At 69.6% G+C, this 2299-nt stretch carries 2 protein-coding genes; both read right to left on the reverse strand.

The window, feature by feature from the left end:
- Positions 1–73: 73 nt before the first annotated feature.
- Positions 74–922, reverse strand: coding sequence for an IS21-like element helper ATPase IstB (istB, locus tag ACFZB3_RS50065; RefSeq protein ID WP_391390601.1), 849 nt, complete (start codon positions 920–922; stop codon positions 74–76).
- Positions 922–2187: an IS21 family transposase gene (istA, locus tag ACFZB3_RS50070; RefSeq protein ID WP_391390603.1), complete on the reverse strand. Its 1266-nt coding sequence runs from the start codon at positions 2185–2187 to the stop codon at positions 922–924. Before istA ends, istB begins: the two co-directional genes overlap by 1 nt.
- Positions 2188–2299 lie beyond the last annotated feature (112 nt).

Below are 2299 nucleotides of genomic sequence, written 5' to 3' on the forward strand. Positions count from 1 at the left end.
TGTCGGCAACGGCTGAATTTGGGACCAGTTCGAACGGTTCAATCGTGAGCCACTGTGCGGCCTCGGTGGTTCGTCAGTGGTTGTCGGTGGCGGTGGGGACGCGGCCGAGTTCGCGGCCCTTCATGCGGTAGGACTCGCCTTTGAGGGAGTGGACCTCGGCGTGGTGGACGAGTCGGTCGATCATGGCGGCGGCGACGGTCTCGTCGCCGAAGGTCTCTCCCCAGCGTCCGAAGGGCTTGTTCGAGGTGACGATCACGCTGGCTCTCTCGTATCTGTTCGAGACCAGTTGGAAGAACAGGTTCGCGGCCTCGGCCTCGAAGGGGATGTAGCCGACCTCGTCGATCACGATCAGCGGGTAGCGGCCGAGCTTGACCAGTTCGTCCTGGAGCCGGCCGCTCTGGTGCGCGGAGGCGAGGCGGTCGACCCACTGGGCGGCGGTGGCGAACGCGACCCGGTGGCCGGCCTGACAGGCCCGGACGGCGAGTCCGGTAGCCAGGTGGGTCTTGCCGGTGCCTGGCGGTCCCAGGAAGACGGCGTTCTCTTTCGCCGCTATGAAGTCCAATGTTCCCAGGTGTGCGAGCTGTTGGCGCGTCAGACCACGCAGATGAGTGAGATCGAGTTCCTCGATGGTCTTGATCGCGGGGAAGCGGGCGGCGCGGATGCGGCCCTCGCCGCCGTGACAGTCGCGGGCAGAGACCTCGCGCTGCAGGCAAGCGACCAGGTACTCGGTGTGGGTCCACGATTCGGCGCGGGCGCGTTCGGCCAGGCGCTCGGCGGCGTCCAGCAGGGCCGGGGCCTTCATGGCACGGGTGAGGAAGGCCAGGTCGGCGGCGGTCTGCCGGCCCGTGCGGGCGCCGGGGCCGTCGGGCTTGCCCGCGGCGGCCGTGGGGTGCGTCTTCGCGGGAGAGGTGGTCGGGGCCATCAGGTGTCCTCCTTCCCGCCGCCGCCCTCGATCAGGGTGAACATGCGGTCGTAGGTGCCCAGCTCGCGTTGTTCGACCTCGATGCCGAGGCTGTCGGGGGCCAGAGCCGCGGCCCTGGCCGTGGCCGCCCGGGCCGCCTGCTGGTGGATCACCTCACCGCGCAGGTTCCGGGCCGCCGCGGCGTGCTCGGGGTCGGTCAGGCTCTGATGCCTGGCCCAGCAGCGGGTGTGACGGGCCACCAGATCGTCACCGCAGGTCACGGTGATCTCCTCGGTGTCGGCGTGGACCGTGACGATGTGGCCGATCGCGCGGGGGTGGACGGAGTAGTCGTTGGTGTCGACCCGGATGTAGTGGTCCCGGCCCAGGCGGGTGCGAAGCGGCCACCAGTGCGGCGGGCCGACGGGCGGGAGGGCGAGCATCGACGCCCGGTCGCTCTCCCAGCGGTCGATGGGCCGGGCATCGATGATGCGGTGATGGCGCCGGTTGGCGATCTGCAGCCAGGCGGCCAGCTGGGCGTTGAAGTCGCCCGGGCCGGTGAACAGGCGGCCGGGCAGGAAGCTGGTCTCCAGGTAGCCGTTCGCGCGCTCGACCAGGCCCTTCGCTTCCGGGTCCCGGGGCCGGCAGAGATGCACCCGGATGGCGAGCAGGCCCGCGAACGCGGCGAACTCGCTGGTCAGGCGCCCCTTGCCGACTCCGGCTTCGTTGTCCCAGACCAGCATCTTCGGCACCGCTCCCCAGGCGGTCAGCAGCCGCCAGTGGGCGTCGATCAGATCGCCCGTCTGCCGTGAGGGGAGCATCCGGGCCGTGATCACCCGTGAGTATCCGGACACCATGACCAGCACCGGCGGGCGCCCGCTCTGGCCGTAACCGAGCGGGATGTCCACCGGCGGGAACCACAGGTCGCACTGCGCCAGTTCACCCGGCTCATAGACCGTCCGCGAGACGGGGTCCACCGGCAGATAAGCCGGCCGCAACTCGCGCACCCGCTCCCGCAGGATCGTCAGCCCCCGCTCCCAGCCGATCCGCTCTGCGATCACCGTCACGGGCATCGTCGGGGTCTGTTTCAAAAGCTCCCGCACGGCCGGCTCCACCGCGTCCACCGCCGACCCCTTCGGCGCCCGCCGATACCGCGGCGGGCGGTCCGAGGCCAAAGCCCGCAGCACGGTGTTCCTGGAGATCCCCAGATGACGGGCCACCGCGCGAGCCGACAGCCCCTCCACCCGGTACATCCGGCGGATCTCAGCCCAGTCCTCCACGTGGATCACCTCTCTTCCTCCCGACTTCAGAACCAGTGAAGTCAGAATGATCAAGAGATCGCAGAGTGGCTCACTTTTCATCCGCCGTCCGTGGCCCTCGTTTCACCCGTTGTCGAGACGG

It is taken from the genome of Streptomyces sp. NPDC008092 (assembly GCF_042957285.1).
Lineage (GTDB): Bacteria > Actinomycetota > Actinomycetes > Streptomycetales > Streptomycetaceae > Streptomyces.